This window comes from Novosphingobium sp. UBA6272 (assembly GCF_002440635.1).
Classification (GTDB): Bacteria; Pseudomonadota; Alphaproteobacteria; order Sphingomonadales; family Sphingomonadaceae; genus Novosphingobium.
Map to the genome: position 1 here is coordinate 24,408 of NZ_DJUW01000015.1, position 17,424 is coordinate 41,831.

Sequence of the window (17,424 nt, forward strand, 5' to 3'; positions counted from 1 at the left end):
CTGCGGAAACTTCGGTGCCCATTGACAGGCCATAAACTACATGCTGCGCCGCTGGGATGCGTTCACCCGCTTCCTTGGCGATGGACGCATCTGCATCACGAACAACGCCGCTGAACGGGCTCTGCGCTGCGTGCCTCTTGGTCGCAAAGCTTGGCTCTTCTGCGGCTCCGACCGTGGCGGCCAACGTGCCGCCGTGCTCTACACGCTCATCCAGACTGCGCGGCTCAACGATGTCGATCCGCAGGCTTGGCTGGCCGACGTCCTCGCCCGTATCGCGGACCATCCCATCAATCGGCTTGATGAACTGCTGCCATGGAACTGGCAGCAGCAAGGGCGCGACATCGCAGCCTGATCCAATCTACGCCGCGGCCTTCACCGGATGGCTACTGCCGGTCATTCGCAGTCTTGTTACCAGCATGGCGGTCTTGCGATGGCCTTGCGGGAAGCCCATCCGCAACCGTTCGCCCTTTGGGAAGCGGCCATGGCTGCTGGTCATGTTGGTGGCGATCCAGATCGCTTCGATGAAGACGAGAGGTTCGGGTTCCAGATCGATCTGGCCATCGAGTCATTCCCGACGCTACTTCTGGATGTAGGGGCGGTCTTGCTCGATTGCATGGCCAGTCATCTTTTGCGCGTCATTCCCCGACGCATGAGGAAGCGATGCAACTCGGCAACAGAGACGATCAAGCCGATCTCGGCCAGCCCTGCGCGCAATTCCTCAAGCGACATGTCCTTGCGCGCCTCCCAGATGGCAAGAATGCTGCCGCACGCCCTTCCGCCCGGCGCGAGCGCATATCGCAGTCCTATGACTTCGGGGCAAAATCGCCCGTCTCGATCCCCTGCGCCTCCCAGCGGATCGCCGTCGAAGACGCAACGCCAAACAGGAGCGCCGCAGTGCGGCAGCTCAGCCCGCCATCAACCGCAGCTAGAAGGTCGGGAACGTGAATCCATCAAAAGAGGTTGAACTATCCATGCTGGTCTCGTTCACCAGCACGGATTCTGAATCAGAAATCACGTACGGCGGTAATCCCGCGGCGATTGAAGGCAGTCGAAAACCGCACTAAATCAAAGGCTCAGGATGTGCGTAAATATCAATCAAGGCGACTCAAAGTGTAATGTGTGATCACTCAGCCTTTCTCATGCACATCGCCGAAATTCGGCTGGCGTTACCCCAAGTGCTTTTCGAAATGTTCTGTTCAAGTGGCTTTGATCAGAAAAGCCGCAATCGGCAGCAATCACTTTAAGGGGCGTATTTTTCATCAAAAGCATAGCTTTTGCTCGTTCAATTTTTCGCTGAATAACATAAGCATGTGGTGTCAGGCCGAACTCGATCTTAAACTTACGGGAAAAATGGAACGGGCTTAATCCCACGATCGATGCCAGATCCTCGAGGTGTATCCGATCTCCTAGCGATTCCTCAATGTACTCACAAATAGACTTCCGCAAGTTTGTCCCCAAGGCGCCGACATGGGATTCTTTTATTGAGATATTTGCATAGTTTCTGATAATGTGCACGGCGAGCTGGGTTCGCAATGCGTCGATGAATAAATGCTCCCCTACTCCAATTCCGTGGTATTCTTGCTCAAGAAAGCCTAGACATAATGGAATCATATTATCTGCGATAGATATGCGATCTGAAATATCTATGCTCGCAACGTCCCTATCGAAAATTTGAGCTGCGGTTTCACTGATCGCACTATGGCCAAGATAGATATGCCTGACATTGATCGCATTGTCCCATTGCCAGGTCGATTGTTCACCCCGGGTGAGCAGCGAAACGGCTCCGGACCCAAGCCTCTCGGATTGCCAAGGGCCGTTGCAACGGCGGCGCATGCAAGTGTCGGCATCTTGATAAACTACAATCATGTAGTCCCGCATCGGCGGAATCTCTACTTCAAGTCCAGCGTATCGGTATCCCATCAATGTTAGTCCGCGCCAGCCTTGTGCAGTGCTGTCGATCGTTTTGCGTCCAGGAATCCATTCCTTGATATGTTCTGGCGGAATTAGGTCGTTCATGTTTTACTCCCACCCCCCAATGTGCTTGGTGACTGAAAAGTCCTGAATCGAAACCGGTCTTTCACAATTGGCCAGAATCAACTTCCCCGGCACCAAACACTATGGCGTGCTCTTCCATCTGCGAAATTTGAGCTTCGCTGTACCCAGATTCAAGCAGTATTTTCCGACTGTCCTGCCCGAATCTTGGCGGTGCGCGACGAATAGACCCAGGTGTCCTGTCGAACACTGCCGGAATACCAGTGCCGCTGTACTTGCCCATTTCCACCACCATGTTGCGGTAAATGGTATGGGGATGCGCCAACGCCTCGCTCACGTTGCGCACAACGCCTGCGGGGACACCGGCATTTAGCAGCATATCCTCAAGAGTTTCCGCCTCAAGCTCGGCTAGGCATTTCGCCAGCACCTCGCGAAGTTCCGCGCGATGCGCAATTCTTGCGGCGTTGTCGACGAAGCGGTCGTCTGCGGCAATATCCGGACGCATAAGAACTGCACAAAGTTTGGCGAACTGGCCGTTGTTGCCAACGGCAAGATAAATTTTCCCAGTTCGCGTTTCAAACATATCATACGGAACGATATTCGGGTGTCCGTTGCCCGTTGCTACTGGGATGTTCCCTGACATCAAGGCATTGGCTGCCTGAGGATGCAACATGCTGATCGCACAATCATAAAGTGGAACCTCGATCTTCTGGCCAAGCCCCGATCTACCACGTTCGATCAATGCGGCAAGGATTGCATTGCAGGCAATAAGGCCTGTCCCAATATCAACCACCGGGGTGCCCATGCGGACCGGCCCGTTCCTGGGATCGCCGTTGATGCTCATGAGTCCGGTCATTGCCTGCACAACCGCGTCATAACCCGGATGTCCGCCCAAGGGACCGTCAGCACCGAAACCAGTCACATGGCAAAGGACAAGCTCCGGGAAAAGCGATTGAAGCACATCGTCGTAGCCCAGCCCCCATTTTTCCAAAGTCCCGCTCCTGAAGTTGTGGACGAGCACATCCGCACTTTCCAGCAACTTGAGCACGACAGCGCGTCCTTCGGGCCTTGCAACGTCGATGCCGATCGATCGCTTATTGCGATTTGCGCCGGAAAAATAGGCGCTGAGACCGTCCTTGAATGGAGGGCCCCAACTTCGTGTCTCGTCTCCTTGCGGTGGTTCGATCTTGATGACGTCGGCACCGTAGTCGGCGAGAACTTGCGTACAGTATGGTCCGCCGAGAACACGGCTGAGGTCAACTACACGGATTCCGGTGAGTGGGCCAAAATTCACAACACGTCTTCGTACAGAGCGACCACGTCATCGTAAGTCATGTCGCAGGGGTTGCTGGCTATCAGGCGAGTAAGGCCTGTGGAAACCTCTTGCGCCATCGCCGGAATGGCTTCGGCAGAAATCCCCAACTGCGATAGTCGTGTTTCCAGACCGCTTGCTGCAAACATCCCTTCGATCGCTGAAATGAGACCATTGGCGGCCTCCGCGTTGTTTGAAAATATTCTGTCCGGCAAGAACACCCTTGCAAGGCGCGAGTACTCATTCTCCGCGGCAATTAGGTTGAAGCGCATCACGGGTGCAGCAACCAGAGCGTTACCATGACCGTGTGGTACGTGAAAGTGGCTTCCCAATGGGTAGGAGAGCGCATGGATCGAACCAACGCTAGCGTTTATGAATGCCATGCCAGCAAGGGTTGCGCCCATCAGCATTGCTTCGCGTGCGGCTAGATCCGATGGGGTATCAAGCACGCGCGGCAAGTTTTGCCCTAAGAGTGAAAGGGCCTTATCTGCTAGACCATCGGAAATCAGATTCTTGCGGGTCCGACTGGTAGCTGCTTCGATGGCGTGAACCATTGCATCGAGCGCGGTCGCTGCAGTGATTTTGCGCGGCATACCCAAGGTGAGTTCTGCATCCAGCAGCGCAATGTCTGGAAGCAATTGCGGCGCGTAGACAGCCAGTTTTTCCTGTTTGGCGCTGGTCAGGACTGAAACCCAAGTTACTTCCGAACCCGTGCCTGCGGTTGTCGGGATCTGAATGAGCGGCAGCCTTCGGCCGGTGGCCTTGCCAACACCGATCATACCCTCGATTTCCTGACCACTCGTAGATGCCAGAGCGACGACCTTGGCCGTATCGAGAGAGCTTCCCCCGCCGAGGCCGATAATCGTGTCGGCCCCGAATAACCGCGCAAATTCGACGGCCTCCGAGACGATTTCCATAGGCGGATCCGCCGCAACGCGGTCAAAGATTTCGGCTGCAATCCCTGCCGCGCTCAGGCTGGACATCGCCAGTTCTGCAAATCCACAAGCCACGATTCCCGGATCGGTGACGAGCATGACCCTACTCCCGCCCAGCTCGCTGACGAGCTCGCCGACTTGGGACAGTGATCCCGCTTTGCAAATGATGCGCGGACAAGACAAGAAGTTGAGGTCCATACGTTTCTCCTGTGAGGAAGTCTCACTGATCAGGTGGCAGCTTCCCGGATCATATTTCGTGCAATTATCAATTGTTGAATTTGGGTGGTGCCTTCGTAGATACGGAACAGGCGTACATCGCGGTAGAACCGCTCCACCGGGTAATCAGACATATAGCCCGCCCCGCCATGGATCTGGACTGCGCGATCCGCGACCCGACCGACCATTTCGCTGGCGATCATCTTGCAACACGCCGCTTCGGTCGACACGTCCTGGCCTGCATCGCGCCTACGAGCAGTTTCTTCGATCATGCATCTTGCGGCAAATGCCTCCGCCTTGCTGTCGGCCAACATGGCTTGAATGAGCTGCTTTTCCGCGAGGGGCTCACCGAACTGCTTGCGCTCCATGGCGTATCCAAGGCTCTCCTTGATCAAGCGCTCGGCCGCCCCGACACAAATGGCCGATATGTGCAAGCGGCCGCGATCGAGTACCTTCATCGCGGTCCGAAACCCCTTGTTTTCGAACTCAGGCCCGCCGATGATCGACGATTCGTGCACACAGACATCCTGGAAGATCACATCGCAGGTCCGCGATCCTTTCTGTCCCATCTTGCGATCGCTTGCACCGAACGAGATACCGGCAGTAGTTCCGTCCACCAAGAAGGCGGTGACCCCCGAGGAGTTGGTGGATCCAGCCTTGGTACGGGCGAAAACCGTAAATAAGCCTGCTAGTGGGGCGTTGGTAATATAGCGCTTGGTGCCATTAATTATGAAATGTGCACCTTCCCGCTTTGCAGATGTGGAAAGCGAGCCCGCGTCAGAGCCCGCATCTGGTTCGGTCAGAGCAAAGGATGAAATCAATTCTCCCGTGGCTAGGCGTGGCAGGTAGTGCTCACATTGCTCGGGCGTGCCGTCAATTATGATTCCCTGCGATCCGATGCCATTGTTCGTACCGAACAGGGAACGGAATGCCGGGGATGCCTGACCAAGAACAAACGCTGCCTTTACCTCTTCCGACATGGTTAGGCCGAGACCGCCAAACTTCTCGGGTATCGACATGCCGAACAGACCCATGTTACGGATTTCTTCGGCGAGATACGAGGGAATTTCATCAGTTTCGGCTACCTCAGATTCGCACGGAATGAGCCGTTCGCGGACAAAGCGATCAAGCGTGTTGAGGAACTGTGAGAGGGTTTCGGTGTCCAATGGCATGGAGGGGCTTTCTAAAGCTCAGGGCGAAATCGCGCTGACGTTGCGGACAAGTTCAATCAGCCGAGCAGCAATGTCGGTTTCGATCCAATCGCGAGTAAGATGAGATGCCGCGCCGCCGCAATTAAAGGCCAAAACGGGCGCTCCATTTGCAGGGATAAAAGGTACGGCGACAGAGTTTACATCCGCCTTCCACTCGCCGATCGAGAGGCAGTATCCATGTTTGGCGTAGCTCTCGAGAGCATCATTTATTCCTCTCTCGATTACCGGCCACGCCTGACCTTCGTGCTTGCGGATGTCCTCGAGGATTTCAGTTCTACGATCTTCGGATATCCCGGCCAGAAAAGCGCGGCCTACTGCCGTTGTCGCCAGCTTGATATGGGCCCCCACTTCGATTGCGAGTGTAATGGGGTTAGAGCCGCGGCAGCGCTCCAAGTATATCATCGTCAGGCGATCTCTGCCTGCCAGCGCAACAGGCATTCCCGAATAGTTTGCAAGCTCCTGCATGTACGGCTTGGCCAGCTGTATGACCGGCAAACCAGCGAGGCATGAATAACCCAAAGAAAGCACCGGCGGGGCGAGGCGGTATCGGGCTGTCTCCGGGTTGAAGCTAATGTAGCCAAGGCAGTGCAGCGTATAAGTCAATCTCGATATGGTCGATTTGCTCAAGCCGGTCCGAGCGGCAAAATCGCCGTTGCCCAGCGCCTCACCCTCCCTGCGAAAAGCACGCAAAACCTCGAGCCCGCGCCCTAGAGCGACCACGAAGTCGCGGTCTGAACCTTCCGGCCTTGCAAGACCCTTGCGCGGTCGCATCGCAATACTCCTCTCGCCCAGACCATTGCCGACTTGAAATGCCTCTACACTGGTTGTAGGAGGGCTGTCAATATTGCGGAATATATTTCCGCATAGCGGAATATTACCGTACTGGACCTATCCGGTTCCCGAGGAATGCCAGCACTCGATGGGAAGAGGAACTTTATGACTCAACATGACTACGCAGACATCGCACTGTTCATTGCAGGTAGGTGGATTGGCCCGGAAGAGCGAGAAACGCAGCCCGTCATAAACCCCGCAAGCTCGCAGCAGATCGGACTTATTGCTAAAGCGACTCCCGATGATCTTGAGGCTTCGGTGAGATCGGCCCGCGCAGCATTTGAAGGATGGCGGCAGCGTTCGCCGCTTGATCGAAGCGCCATCTTACGCAGATTTGCAAATCTGCTTCGTGAAAACGAACAAGCAATTGCGACCGCCATCACTCTCGATGAGGGAAAGCCATTGGCCGAGGCCTTGGTCGAGGTGCGATCTTCGGCCGATCATGTTGATTGGCACGCAGAAGAAGGGCGCCGTATCTATGGCCGCATAATTCCTTCACGAACCTCTGCTGTACAGCAACAGGTTGTGCGTGAGCCCGTTGGTGTCTGCCTGGCAATCACGCCTTGGAACTTTCCATTGAGCCAGGCGGTACGAAAAGTCGCTGCAGCATTGGCCTGTGGTTGCACAATGATTTTGAAAGGCCCCGCAGAAGCTCCGTCTGCGTGTGTGGCCATCGGCCGCTATCTGCAGGAAGCAGGATTACCCGATGGATGCCTCAATCTCGTATGGGGCAATGCGGCAATGATTTCAGAAACATTGGTGGCCCATCCAGATGTGCGCAAGATTACCTTCACCGGATCGGTCGAAGTCGGCAAGAATCTCGCTGAACTCGCGGGTCGCCACATGAAGCGCGCCACGATGGAACTTGGCGGTCATGCGCCCGTCCTGGTTTTCGATGATGCCGATGCCGAAGCGACCGCAAGGGCGCTGGCCAGCAACAAGCTGCGTAACGCCGGTCAGGTCTGCATATCACCAACCCGGTTCTTTGTGCAGGCAAGTGCTCACGACCGCTTCGTCACAGCTCTGGTTGATGCCTTTGCTACGGTCAAAGTGGGGGACGGCCTAGAACCTGACAACCAAATGGGACCAGTCTGTCACGCTCGGCGGATTGCTGAAATGGAGAGATTGGTCGAGGACGCGCGCGCGGGTGGAGCTGCTATCCTTTCTGGTGGCACAAGACAGGGAAATGCCGGCTACTTCTTCGCACCGACGATTGTCGATACCCTGAATGATCGTATTGCATTGATGCGGGATGAGCCTTTTGGGCCCATTGCGGTGGTGTCCCGCTTTGATAACCTGAGCGATGCCATCGATCGGGCAAACGCATTGCCATTCGGGCTAGCGTCCTATGTGTTTACCAACTCGCTTGAACGCGCGGACCGCGCCGCGGCATGCCTTCAGGCCGGCATGGTCAGCGTCAATCACTTCGGACTGGCGTTGCCGGAAACCCCTTTCGGAGGGGTCCGTGACAGCGGATACGGCACCGAAGGCGGCAGTGAGACTTTCGACGGCTACCTCAACACCAAATTTGTTTCGCGTTTCGCAGGAGTTTTTGCGTGAGCGATGGGGAACTGGTGCGGATAGAGTGGCGAGGTCGTGCTGCGCTTCTGATCATCGACAATGCTCCACTCAATCTGCTGAACGCCGCAGTACGGTCGGGCTTGCTTGCGGCAATAAGGACGGCCGCCGCAAGCAGCCCTGAGCGAATTATCATAACTGGGGCCGGCAGGGCCTTTGTGGCCGGGGCCGACGCGCGCGAGTTCGACGATGCACCGATCGAGCCGCATTTGAACGACGTACTGCGGGTAATCGCGCGACTATCCGTTCCGACCATCGCTGCGATCAATGGGAGCGCGCTTGGTGGGGGCCTCGAGATTGCCCTAGCCTGCCAGTGCAGGATTGCTGCACCTTCGGCTAGGCTGGGCCTACCGGAGGTGACACTCGGTGTGGTGCCGGGTGCTGGTGGAACGCAGCGCCTGCCCCGCATTGTGGGCATCCCACATGCGCTCGACATGATCTTACACGGAACGCTGCTATCGGCACGGGAGTCGCATGATATCGGACTTGTCGACCGTGTTGCAACCGATCCCGTTGCCGCCGCTTTCGACATTGAGCCTAAATACCTCGCTACCATGCTTGTGGCCGACCGGCGTCCCGCGCCAGCAGCACATGCACATGTGGTCTCAGTCATTGCAGAGGACTCTGCTCGCCGCGCTCGAGGGCAGAAGGCCCCGGTGCGGGCGCTGGAACTGGTGGCCGGCACTGCCGTGTGGGACCTCGATGTCGGCATGAATCGCGAGCGAGAGGCCTTCCTCGAACTTCGCGAATCGGAACAGGCCAAGGCATTGCGTCACATCTTCTTCGCCGAGCGTGCGGCTTCATCCCGGTCATGTTACCCAAGATCGGACCGCGCGATCGAACGGGCGATTGTCGTAGGCGGGGGGAATATGGGCGCGAGCATAGCCTATGCCCTAGCCCGTGTCTCGATAACGGTGACTCTGGTGGAGATGGATGTCCAGCGCGCTACAGATGCCCGGCGGCGCCTGTCGGGTCTGGTCGAACAAGGCAGTACGAGAGGGGGGTTAACCGAGAAAGAGGCCAACAATATAAGCAGTTTGATTAACGTGGTGGTGGGGTTGGACAATCTCGGAGCGGCTGACATCGTAATTGAGGCCGTGTTTGAAGATCTCGCAGTCAAACAGTCCATTCTTGCGGCCCTTGGCGATATTTTGCCGTCTTCGACAATTCTCGCAACGAACACATCGTACCTGGATGTCGACCTCTTGGCGGAAAGTGTTGCTGTGCCTGAGCGCTTCCTGGGACTGCACTTCTTCAGTCCTGCTCATGTTATGAAACTGCTCGAGATCGTGCGTGGCGCCAAGACGGCTCCGGAAACTATTGGCATAGGCTTTGCGCTTGCCAAAATGCTAGGCAAAGTACCAGTTGTGGCCGGTGTTTGCGATGGTTTCATTGGAAACCGAATACTGACCCGATATCGCCAAATCGGGGACATTCTTCTTGCGCAGGGTGCAACACCGTCGACGATCGATGCAGCAATGCGGGGATTCGGCATGGCCATGGGCCCCTACGAAGCTCAGGACATGTCAGGACTCGACATTGCATATGCCAACCGTCAGCGACAACTCTCGGACGGCCGTGCACACGCAAGAACTATTCCTATACTTGAATGCTTGGTGGAAGAGCACGGGCGACTGGGACGTAAGTCGATGGCTGGCTGGTATGACTACGATGAGATGGGTCGGCCCCGACAGTCCGCTTTGGTTGAAGACCTCATAGTGACGATTTCGGCGAAGGAAGGCATCGCGCGCCAAGCTTTGAGTGAGAACGAGATTATCGATCAGATGGTTATCGCCATGATCGCCGAAGCCTGCCTCATTCTTGAAGAGGGCATCGCCAGCTCGGCACAAGACGTCGATCTGGTTTTGGTTCACGGTTACGGATTTCCCCGCTGGCGTGGGGGACTGATGTACCACGCCGATTCTCTGTCGCCGGCATACGTGGCTGAACGGATAACCGAGTTCTCATCCGTGGATCCACTGAGCTGGAGAGTCCCTTCACTGATCACGAAACTGGTGCGCGACGGCAAATCGTTTGCTGCAACGGGTATCTTTAGATAGGTCACAATACATGCCTGATGCATTCGTCTGTGATTTCATCCGGACGCCGATTGGCCGCCACGGCGGAGCCCTTGCAAGAATGCGCGCCGATGACTTGGCCGCTGTTCCGATCAAGTCACTGGTTGAACGAAATCGGTCGATCGACTTGCTCGAGATCGATGAGGTCTTGCTTGGCTGCGCAAATCAGGCAGGCGAAGATAACCGAAACGTTGCCCGCATGGCTGCCCTCCTCGCAGGCCTTCCTGAGGAAGTTCCGGGCATAACCCTGAACCGCCTTTGTGCCTCAGGTCTTGAGGCGGTCATTACCGGTGCTCGGTCAATACAATGCGGTCAACACGAGCTTGTAATCGCTGGCGGCGTGGAGAGCATGAGTCGAGCCCCGTTCGTTCAGCTAAAGGCCGAAACCGCATTCTCACGCACAGTTACAATGGAAGATACGACCATAGGATGGCGCTTCATCAATCCAGCGATGCAGAAAATCTATGGCGTCGATTCGATGCCCGAAACAGCCGAAAACGTGGCGATGGAACATTCGATCGGGCGGGCCGATCAGGATGCATTTGCCCTAAGATCACAAGGCAAGGCCGCCCGAGCAATCAGTAACGGACGACTGGCGCAAGAGATCGTGCCGGTCAATTCGCCAGTGAGACTGGGGCAACCGACGATTACTGCCGCAGACGAACACCCGAAGCCGGAGACGACCATGGATGACTTGGCTCGGCTAAAACCGATCGTGCGCGCCGACGGGACCGTCACCGCAGGAAACGCATCGGGGGTGAACGACGGTGCCGCAGCGTTGCTGTTGGCGTCAAAGGAGGCAATTCAACGCTATGGGCTCACGCCAATTGCCCGAGTGGTTGGCGCCGGGGCAGCCGGCGTCGCCCCCAGAATCATGGGTATCGGCCCGGTTCCTGCGATTCGGAAGGTGCTCGCGCGGCATTCCCTGACGATAAGCGACATCGGCTTGATCGAATTGAACGAAGCCTTTGCTAGCCAGGCTTTGGCCTGCCTGCGGTCGTTTGGTCTGGATGACGACGATCATCGCGTAAATCCCAACGGCGGCGCAATCGCGCTCGGTCATCCGCTGGGAATGTCCGGGGCACGGATTGCCGGCAGCGCGGCACTAGAACTTGCTCAGGGGACGGAGCGCTACGCGCTCATTTCAATGTGCGTGGGCGTCGGACAAGGAAGTGCACTGCTGCTCGAGCGGGTCTAGGTATCCTGTCACTGGATGGCCGCAAAAAACGACAACGAAACGCGCAGTAAAGTTCAAGACCTGCCGCTAAGCACGACATAGCTTCTCCACTAACCCAGCCCTCAGTCACCCGATTTTCGGGCAATGATCGAATTGGGTGTTCAAAAAAAGCCGATGGAGAGGCCAATGGCAGACAATCGGGAAGCAGATTTCCTGCGCGAACTGTACGAGGATTGGAGCAGCCGAATGGTTGCCAACCCCGGAATGTCGATTGCCGATTTGCGTAGCATGTTCGACGAGTGGGGAAAGCCCGCACGTGAACCGGAGGGTGTAAGCTACAAATCAGGTGAGGTTGGCGGAGTCCCGGGCATATGGGTACTGCCCCAAGAGGCCGAACCCTCGCGCGTGATTCTTTACACCCATGGCGGAGGATTCGCTGTGGGCTCGGCAGACAGTCATCGCAAGCTCGCAGGGCATCTTGCAAGCGCTTTGGACGTGACAGCGTTCATACCCGATTATCGGCGGTCCCCCGAATTTCCATTCCCTGCCCAGATCGAAGATGGAATTGCTGCGTATCTCGGCTTGGTAGAAAGAGGTTTCCAGCCCAGATTTATCACGACCGCGGGGGACAGCGCGGGTGGGAATCTTGCCATTGCTATTGTGCTTCGACTCCGGGAGCTCGGCCGGGAACTTCCTGGCAGCGTCATAGCTTTTTCTCCTTGGTTGGACATGTCGCTGCGGGGCGTGACACTGGAAGCCAATGCGGCAACAGACGCTCTTGTCGGCAGGCAGATACTCGAAGGCATGATCTCGATGTTTCTAGGCGGCGGTAGTACGGACCCGCTAAATCCGCTGGCCAATCCACTCGAGAATGATTTTGAGGGCTTCCCGCCGCTTTATGTCAATGCTGGTGGTGCCGAGACATTACTGAGCGACGCCCAGTCCTTGTGCGAAAAAGCTCGCGGCGCAGGTGTTTCCGTCTCCCTTTCGGTGGTTCCCGGAATGCAGCATGTCTTTCCGGCGCTCGCTGGGCGCGCGCGAGAGGCGGACGACGAATTGCAAAGAGTCGCCGCTTGGTATCGCTCAATCTGACGTTCCGAGAAACGTATTTTGAAACAACGGTTTTGTGCGGAAAACCCGCTCAGGAGAATCAACATGATCAGAAACGTGACCGCGACAAAAACCGCTGGCGCGGACTTCGACGCAATTGTAATCGGCGCGGGCTTCGGAGGGCTCTACGCAGTACACAAGCTGCGTAACGAGCAGGGTCTGCACGTAAAGGCCTACGATAATGCAAACGACGTTGGCGGGACGTGGTACTGGAATCGCTACCCGGGAGCACTCTCTGATACCGAGAGCTTCTGCTATCGCTTTTCGTTCGACAAAGAGCTACTTGATCAAGGCCACTGGCAAACTCGTTATCTCACTCAGCCTGAGATTCTTGAGTATCTGAATAGTGTTGCCGACCGCTTCGATCTACGCAGCAGCTATCAGTTCAACACCAAGATTACATCAGCCCGATTCGATGACGTAGCTGGCTTGTGGTACGTGGTAACCGACAAGGGAGAGACGGCCTCAGCAAAGTATTTAATTACTGGATTGGGGCTTCTTTCGGCAATCAACAAACCCTCGTTTCGTGGCATCGACGACTATGCCGGCGAGATTTACCATACAGGCGCGTGGCCTGAAGGGGTTGATCTCAGTGGGAAGCGTGTTGGCATAATCGGGACGGGCTCGACTGGAATCCAGGTGATCATTGCCTTGGCGCCACAGGTGAAGCACCTGACCGTATTCCAACGGTCTGCCCAATACGTTGTTCCGATCGGGAACTGGCCCGAAGACACCGAGACGATCGATACCTACAAAGCCAATTATGACGAAATCTGGAAGCAGATAAAGAGTTCAAATGTCGCTTTCGGCTTTGTCGAAAGCGCCCTTGCGGGAAGAGACGTCCCTGAAGCGGAGCGGGAGCGTATTTTTGAAGAGGCGTGGCAGCGCGGTGGCGGATTCCGCTTCATGTTCGAGACCTTCAACGATGTAGCGGTTAGTGAAGAAGTCAACACCTCGGCGGCAAACTTCATCAAACGGAAAATTGCCAAGATCGTAAAAGATCCAGAAATTGCCCGGAAACTAACTCCAGACGATATCTATGCCAAACGCCCGCTGTGCGCGACGGATTATTACGGCGTCTACAACCGCAAGAACGTGTCGCTGGTAGACGTCAAGGAAGATCCGATCGCAGAATTCACGACAAGAGGCATCCGCTTGGCCGGTGGTACCGAGCACGAATTTGACACGGTAATTTTCGCTACGGGTTTCGATGCGGTCGATGGAAACTATACGAAGATCGATATTCGGGGGCGCGATGGCATCGCCATTCGAGACAAGTGGGCCGATGGTCCTCTGGGCTACCTCGGGATGATGGAAGCTGGCTTTCCTAACATGTTCATGATCTTGGGCCCCAACGGTCCCTTCACGAACCTTCCTCCCAGTCTCGAAAGTCAGGTGGAATGGATTGCCGATACGATTGAAGCCATGGAAGCTGGCGGTCGCTCAACTATCGAGCCCAAGCAGGAAGCCGTAGATACATGGGTGGAAACCTGCCGGAATATTGCCAAAATGACACTGTTCCCTAAAGCGGAGTCGTGGATTTTCGGGGCGAATATTCCTGGCAAGAAAAATGCGGTTATGTTTTATCTTGGCGGTCTCGGGAATTACCGTTCAGAGCTTCAATCGGTACGGAATTCAGGCTACGAGACGATGATATTTGATCGGCAGACGGCAACCACCGCGCTCTAACGAGTTGCCGGAATTCGCCCGCGTCTGACGACCAGACTATTCATTCAGTCGTCCCCTGCAAGGTCGTGATAGGTTCAGTCGAGCAGGGGACACGCTGCTTGCTGCCCCGTCGCTGAGGGGATTGTCAGCAATCAACGCATCGGCTTCGCGGCATCGTCAACCTAACGATAGGTTAGGCGCATCCGGAAGGGTGTGTCGCGGCACTTTCAAAAGCATAGGGTGTCGCCCCCTAGTGACAGTATCGCGAGTGACAGCAACGCCTTGCGTTGTCTAACCGGCCCGTCGCAAGATTTTCCTACAGGGCCACCCGTTCGCAATTAAGTCCCACTTCTTAAAGCGGAACGCACAGTGATTGCGGCAGGTCTTCTTGGCTAATCCTCGCAGGATTGTTCAATCCTCGTTCGCAAGGATCTCCAAGACTCATACGCCTTTTCGGCTCTAACCCGCAGCGGGAAACCAAGTCTGGATACCTGTGTGCAGTTGTGACGGCGCGCACAGTCGAACTTGGCAATGAAGGGAGAGGATAGATGAATGTGAAGGCATTGACACGGCTCATGTGTGGCTGCACGTGGGCTATCGCGCTCATACCAGGGTATGTGAGTGCACAGACTGTTACGGGCAACGATAGTGGCCGGACCGATCAGGCGTCCACTGAAAGCGGCGTTGAGGAAATCATTGTTACGGCACGGCAGCAGAACGAATCCTTGAAGAATGTCCCCGCGTCGGTCTCAGTGCTGTCTGCAGACACGATCGAAAACACCAAAGCACGCGTCGCGGTCGATTTCGTAAGCCTGACTTCGGGTGTAACCATTCAAACCGCGACGACCGATCCATCGGACGTGTCGATCAACATCCGAGGCCTGAACAGCCCGCGCGATGCAGAGAACAACATTGCCTTGGTGGTCGACGGTGTGCTCAAGACGAGTATCGCCTCGACCAACGAGCCCCAAGGCGCACTAGCTCAGGTGGAAATCCTAAAGGGCCCCCAGGGCGCCATTTACGGGCGCAATGCATCGGCGGGTGCGATCGTGATCACCACGAAGAAGCCTACTTTGGAATTGTCGGGCCAGATCAAGGGGCGTGTGGCGAACGACAACACGTACCTCGTGTCTGGACTGTTGAGTGGCCCCATCACCGACGGCGTCGGGTTTGTACTTAACGGTGAGTGGACCAAATCGGACGGCTATTATCGCAACACGTTCGTCGGATCGGATTTGCATCAGAATGTATATGGCTATCGTGGCAATCCTGCTTCGGTTGATAGCTACAACAAGCTGAACCTCTTCGGGCGAATCCTGCTGGAACCTTCGGATGATACCGAAATCGACCTGAAGGCCAACTATGGCAGGAGCCACGGCGGTGCACTGAGCTTCAACGCAGTTTTCCAAATCCCGACGCTCGCCCAAGCGTTCAACGATCCGATATTCAATGCAAAGGTCAGCGATCACAAGTTCATCTTTACAGATGACACCGAGGCCAAACATTGGCAACGAACCTATGGTGCATCGATGAGGCTGCGGCAGAGGTTTGATTTCGGCACGCTGATCGGTGTCGTGGCCTACAACAACAATAAGAATGAATACATTGCCGGCGGAACGAGCGGCGCGTTCGGTTTCTTCAACAATGAACCGACCTGCCTGCGGACTCGTTCTGCCACAGCTGGAGTGGTCAATCAGGCACCCTTTACGCAGTATAACGCGGCCTTTGGTTTTGCGATGCCATATTCGCCCTCAACCTGCGACGGGATTCAGGGCAATCGCCGGACGCAGACCGACGTGGTGTCAGAGCTTCGATTGACCGGCGGCGAAGGGACTTCGCTGAACTGGCAATTGGGCGGAAGCTACATCTTCATTGACCGCCGAGTTTGTGTGAACCTGACCCTTGACACCGGGTTCGGCGGCACGCGCCAGTGCTTTACGACAGATCCACGTTTCCCGACCGAAAATCTTACCGACGACAACTACCGCACCAACGTGTACGCGGTCTTTGCCGCCGCAGATTGGGATGCGAGTGATAAGCTTCGCCTGGGTGTGGCACTGCGTTATGATATCGAGGCGCGAGATCGCATCAACAACGTCCCAGTAAATGCTAGGACACGCTGGGTTGGCAACCCCCGGACCGGCTACCCGATCGGGACTGCGACGACCCCTTCGAACTATTTCCTGAATCCTGGCCTCGATCCGGCCTACAATCCTACCGGCGTGATTGCGCCTATTTCGGCTACGTTCAAGCAGCTTCAACCGAAGATCACTATTACTTACAAGCCGAACAGCGACCTCACGATTTTTGGGAACTGGGGTATCGGCTTCAAAGCTGGTGGATTCAATCCTGCAGGAACGGAAGCGATTATCAATGGCTATTTCAATCCGCCGCCGCCGGTCGGGATCAGCGCCGGAATCTCGGTGCCAGATCTAATCAAAAAGGAGACCAACAGCGCCTTTGAAGTCGGGTTGAAGGGGCGCGCCTTCAATGCACTGAACTTTGAAGTCGCCGGCTTTCTGACAAACGTCTCGAACATGCAGTTCTTCGAATTCTTTGTCGGTGATTTTGGGCTGCTCCGGAGCACGTCCAACATCGACAAGGTCCGGATCTACGGTGTCGAGGCATCGCTCGACTACAAGGTCTCGCCAGTGTTAAAGGTGTTCCTGAACGGGAACTACACGCAAAGCGAGATCAAGAAGAATTCAGGTCGTCCTTACACGGTTGGCAACAAGTCCCCGGCAACGCCAGACTTCACTCTCAACGGCGGCATGCAGTTGAATGCACCTGTTTCGAACGCTGTCAGCCTTATTGGCCGCGTGGACTTCCGCGTCGTAGGACCGACGCCGTTTCATACCGTTCAGAAGAACACAACGCCTACCATCTTTGGCCTTCCAGCCACTTACGATAATTCCACGCGTGACACCTTTGCGACTGTTAATGCGCGCATCGGCCTTGATATCGGTGATTTCTCGATCTCTGCCTTCGCAACCAACCTGTTCAACAAGCAGTTCGTGGAAGACGTCGTGATTGCGCCGGAGTTCGGAGGCGACTTCATCGCTGGTGGGGCTTTACGCCGGTTCGGTGTAGACCTCTCCTACAAATTTTGAGGCGTTGTCCTGGCCGTGGGCATGAGTGCGCTCGGGTTACGACGCAGATCGGCCAGATATGTGTTCCACCCCTGCCGAGGTGGCCATAGCGACATCAGTGCGTTGAAATCGTTTGGCATGGCCCGTGACCGACTTTGCGGTTGGACTATCCAATGCGACAGCGCTGGTGCTGCCGATGGCACCTCGGCCCTTTTTCAGAATGCGCT

At 55.9% G+C, this 17,424-nt stretch carries 11 protein-coding genes and 2 pseudogenes; 7 read left to right on the plus strand and 6 right to left on the minus strand.

The window, feature by feature from the left end; genetic code table 11:
• Positions 1–25: 25 nt before the first annotated feature.
• A pseudogene (locus tag B2V17_RS07020) lies at positions 26–352 on the plus strand (transposase domain-containing protein); the annotation flags it as partial.
• Positions 353–373: 21 nt separating this feature from the next.
• Here the strand turns inward: B2V17_RS07020 and B2V17_RS07025 are convergent.
• The 6 genes and pseudogenes from B2V17_RS07025 to B2V17_RS07050 form a co-directional block, all read right to left on the minus strand.
• Positions 374–947: pseudogene (locus tag B2V17_RS07025) on the minus strand (IS630 family transposase); the annotation flags it as partial.
• 190 nt (positions 948–1,137) lie between these two features.
• A complete protein-coding gene (locus B2V17_RS07030; RefSeq protein ID WP_292996559.1) occupies positions 1,138–2,016 on the minus strand; it encodes a helix-turn-helix transcriptional regulator in 879 nt (292 codons plus the stop codon).
• A 61-nt stretch (positions 2,017–2,077) separates the two neighbouring features.
• Complete coding sequence (locus B2V17_RS07035; protein WP_292996561.1) at positions 2,078–3,286, minus strand: CaiB/BaiF CoA transferase family protein; 1,209 nt, start codon at positions 3,284–3,286, stop codon at positions 2,078–2,080.
• Positions 3,283–4,437: an iron-containing alcohol dehydrogenase gene (locus B2V17_RS07040; protein ID WP_292996563.1), complete on the minus strand. Its 1,155-nt coding sequence runs from the start codon at positions 4,435–4,437 to the stop codon at positions 3,283–3,285. The genes B2V17_RS07035 and B2V17_RS07040 overlap by 4 nt, the downstream gene beginning before the upstream one ends.
• Before the next feature lie 29 nt (positions 4,438–4,466).
• Entirely contained in the window at positions 4,467–5,627 is a 1,161-nt protein-coding gene (locus B2V17_RS07045; RefSeq protein ID WP_292996565.1) for an acyl-CoA dehydrogenase family protein, read from the minus strand.
• 18 nt (positions 5,628–5,645) lie between these two features.
• Positions 5,646–6,437, minus strand: coding sequence for an IclR family transcriptional regulator (locus B2V17_RS07050; protein ID WP_292996567.1), 792 nt, complete (start codon positions 6,435–6,437; stop codon positions 5,646–5,648).
• A gap of 165 nt (positions 6,438–6,602) precedes the next feature.
• Between B2V17_RS07050 and B2V17_RS07055 the strand changes: the two genes are divergently transcribed.
• From B2V17_RS07055 to B2V17_RS07080, 6 genes are all read left to right on the plus strand, one after another.
• A complete protein-coding gene (locus tag B2V17_RS07055; protein ID WP_292996569.1) occupies positions 6,603–8,057 on the plus strand; it encodes an NAD-dependent succinate-semialdehyde dehydrogenase in 1,455 nt (484 codons plus the stop codon).
• A complete protein-coding gene (locus tag B2V17_RS07060; protein ID WP_292996571.1) occupies positions 8,054–10,135 on the plus strand; it encodes an FAD-dependent oxidoreductase in 2,082 nt (693 codons plus the stop codon). The genes B2V17_RS07055 and B2V17_RS07060 overlap by 4 nt, the downstream gene beginning before the upstream one ends.
• A 10-nt stretch (positions 10,136–10,145) precedes the next feature.
• On the plus strand, positions 10,146–11,351 hold the full coding sequence (pcaF, locus tag B2V17_RS07065; protein ID WP_292996573.1) for a 3-oxoadipyl-CoA thiolase: 1,206 nt from the start codon (positions 10,146–10,148) through the stop codon (positions 11,349–11,351).
• 123 nt (positions 11,352–11,474) lie between these two features.
• A complete protein-coding gene (locus B2V17_RS07070; RefSeq protein ID WP_292996575.1) occupies positions 11,475–12,422 on the plus strand; it encodes an alpha/beta hydrolase in 948 nt (315 codons plus the stop codon).
• A gap of 63 nt (positions 12,423–12,485) precedes the next feature.
• Positions 12,486–14,129: a flavin-containing monooxygenase gene (locus B2V17_RS07075; protein WP_292996577.1), complete on the plus strand. Its 1,644-nt coding sequence runs from the start codon at positions 12,486–12,488 to the stop codon at positions 14,127–14,129.
• Between the two features lie 527 nt (positions 14,130–14,656).
• Complete coding sequence (locus B2V17_RS07080) at positions 14,657–17,218, plus strand: TonB-dependent receptor (RefSeq protein WP_292996579.1); 2,562 nt, start codon at positions 14,657–14,659, stop codon at positions 17,216–17,218.
• The last annotated feature ends 206 nt before the right edge of the window (positions 17,219–17,424 follow it).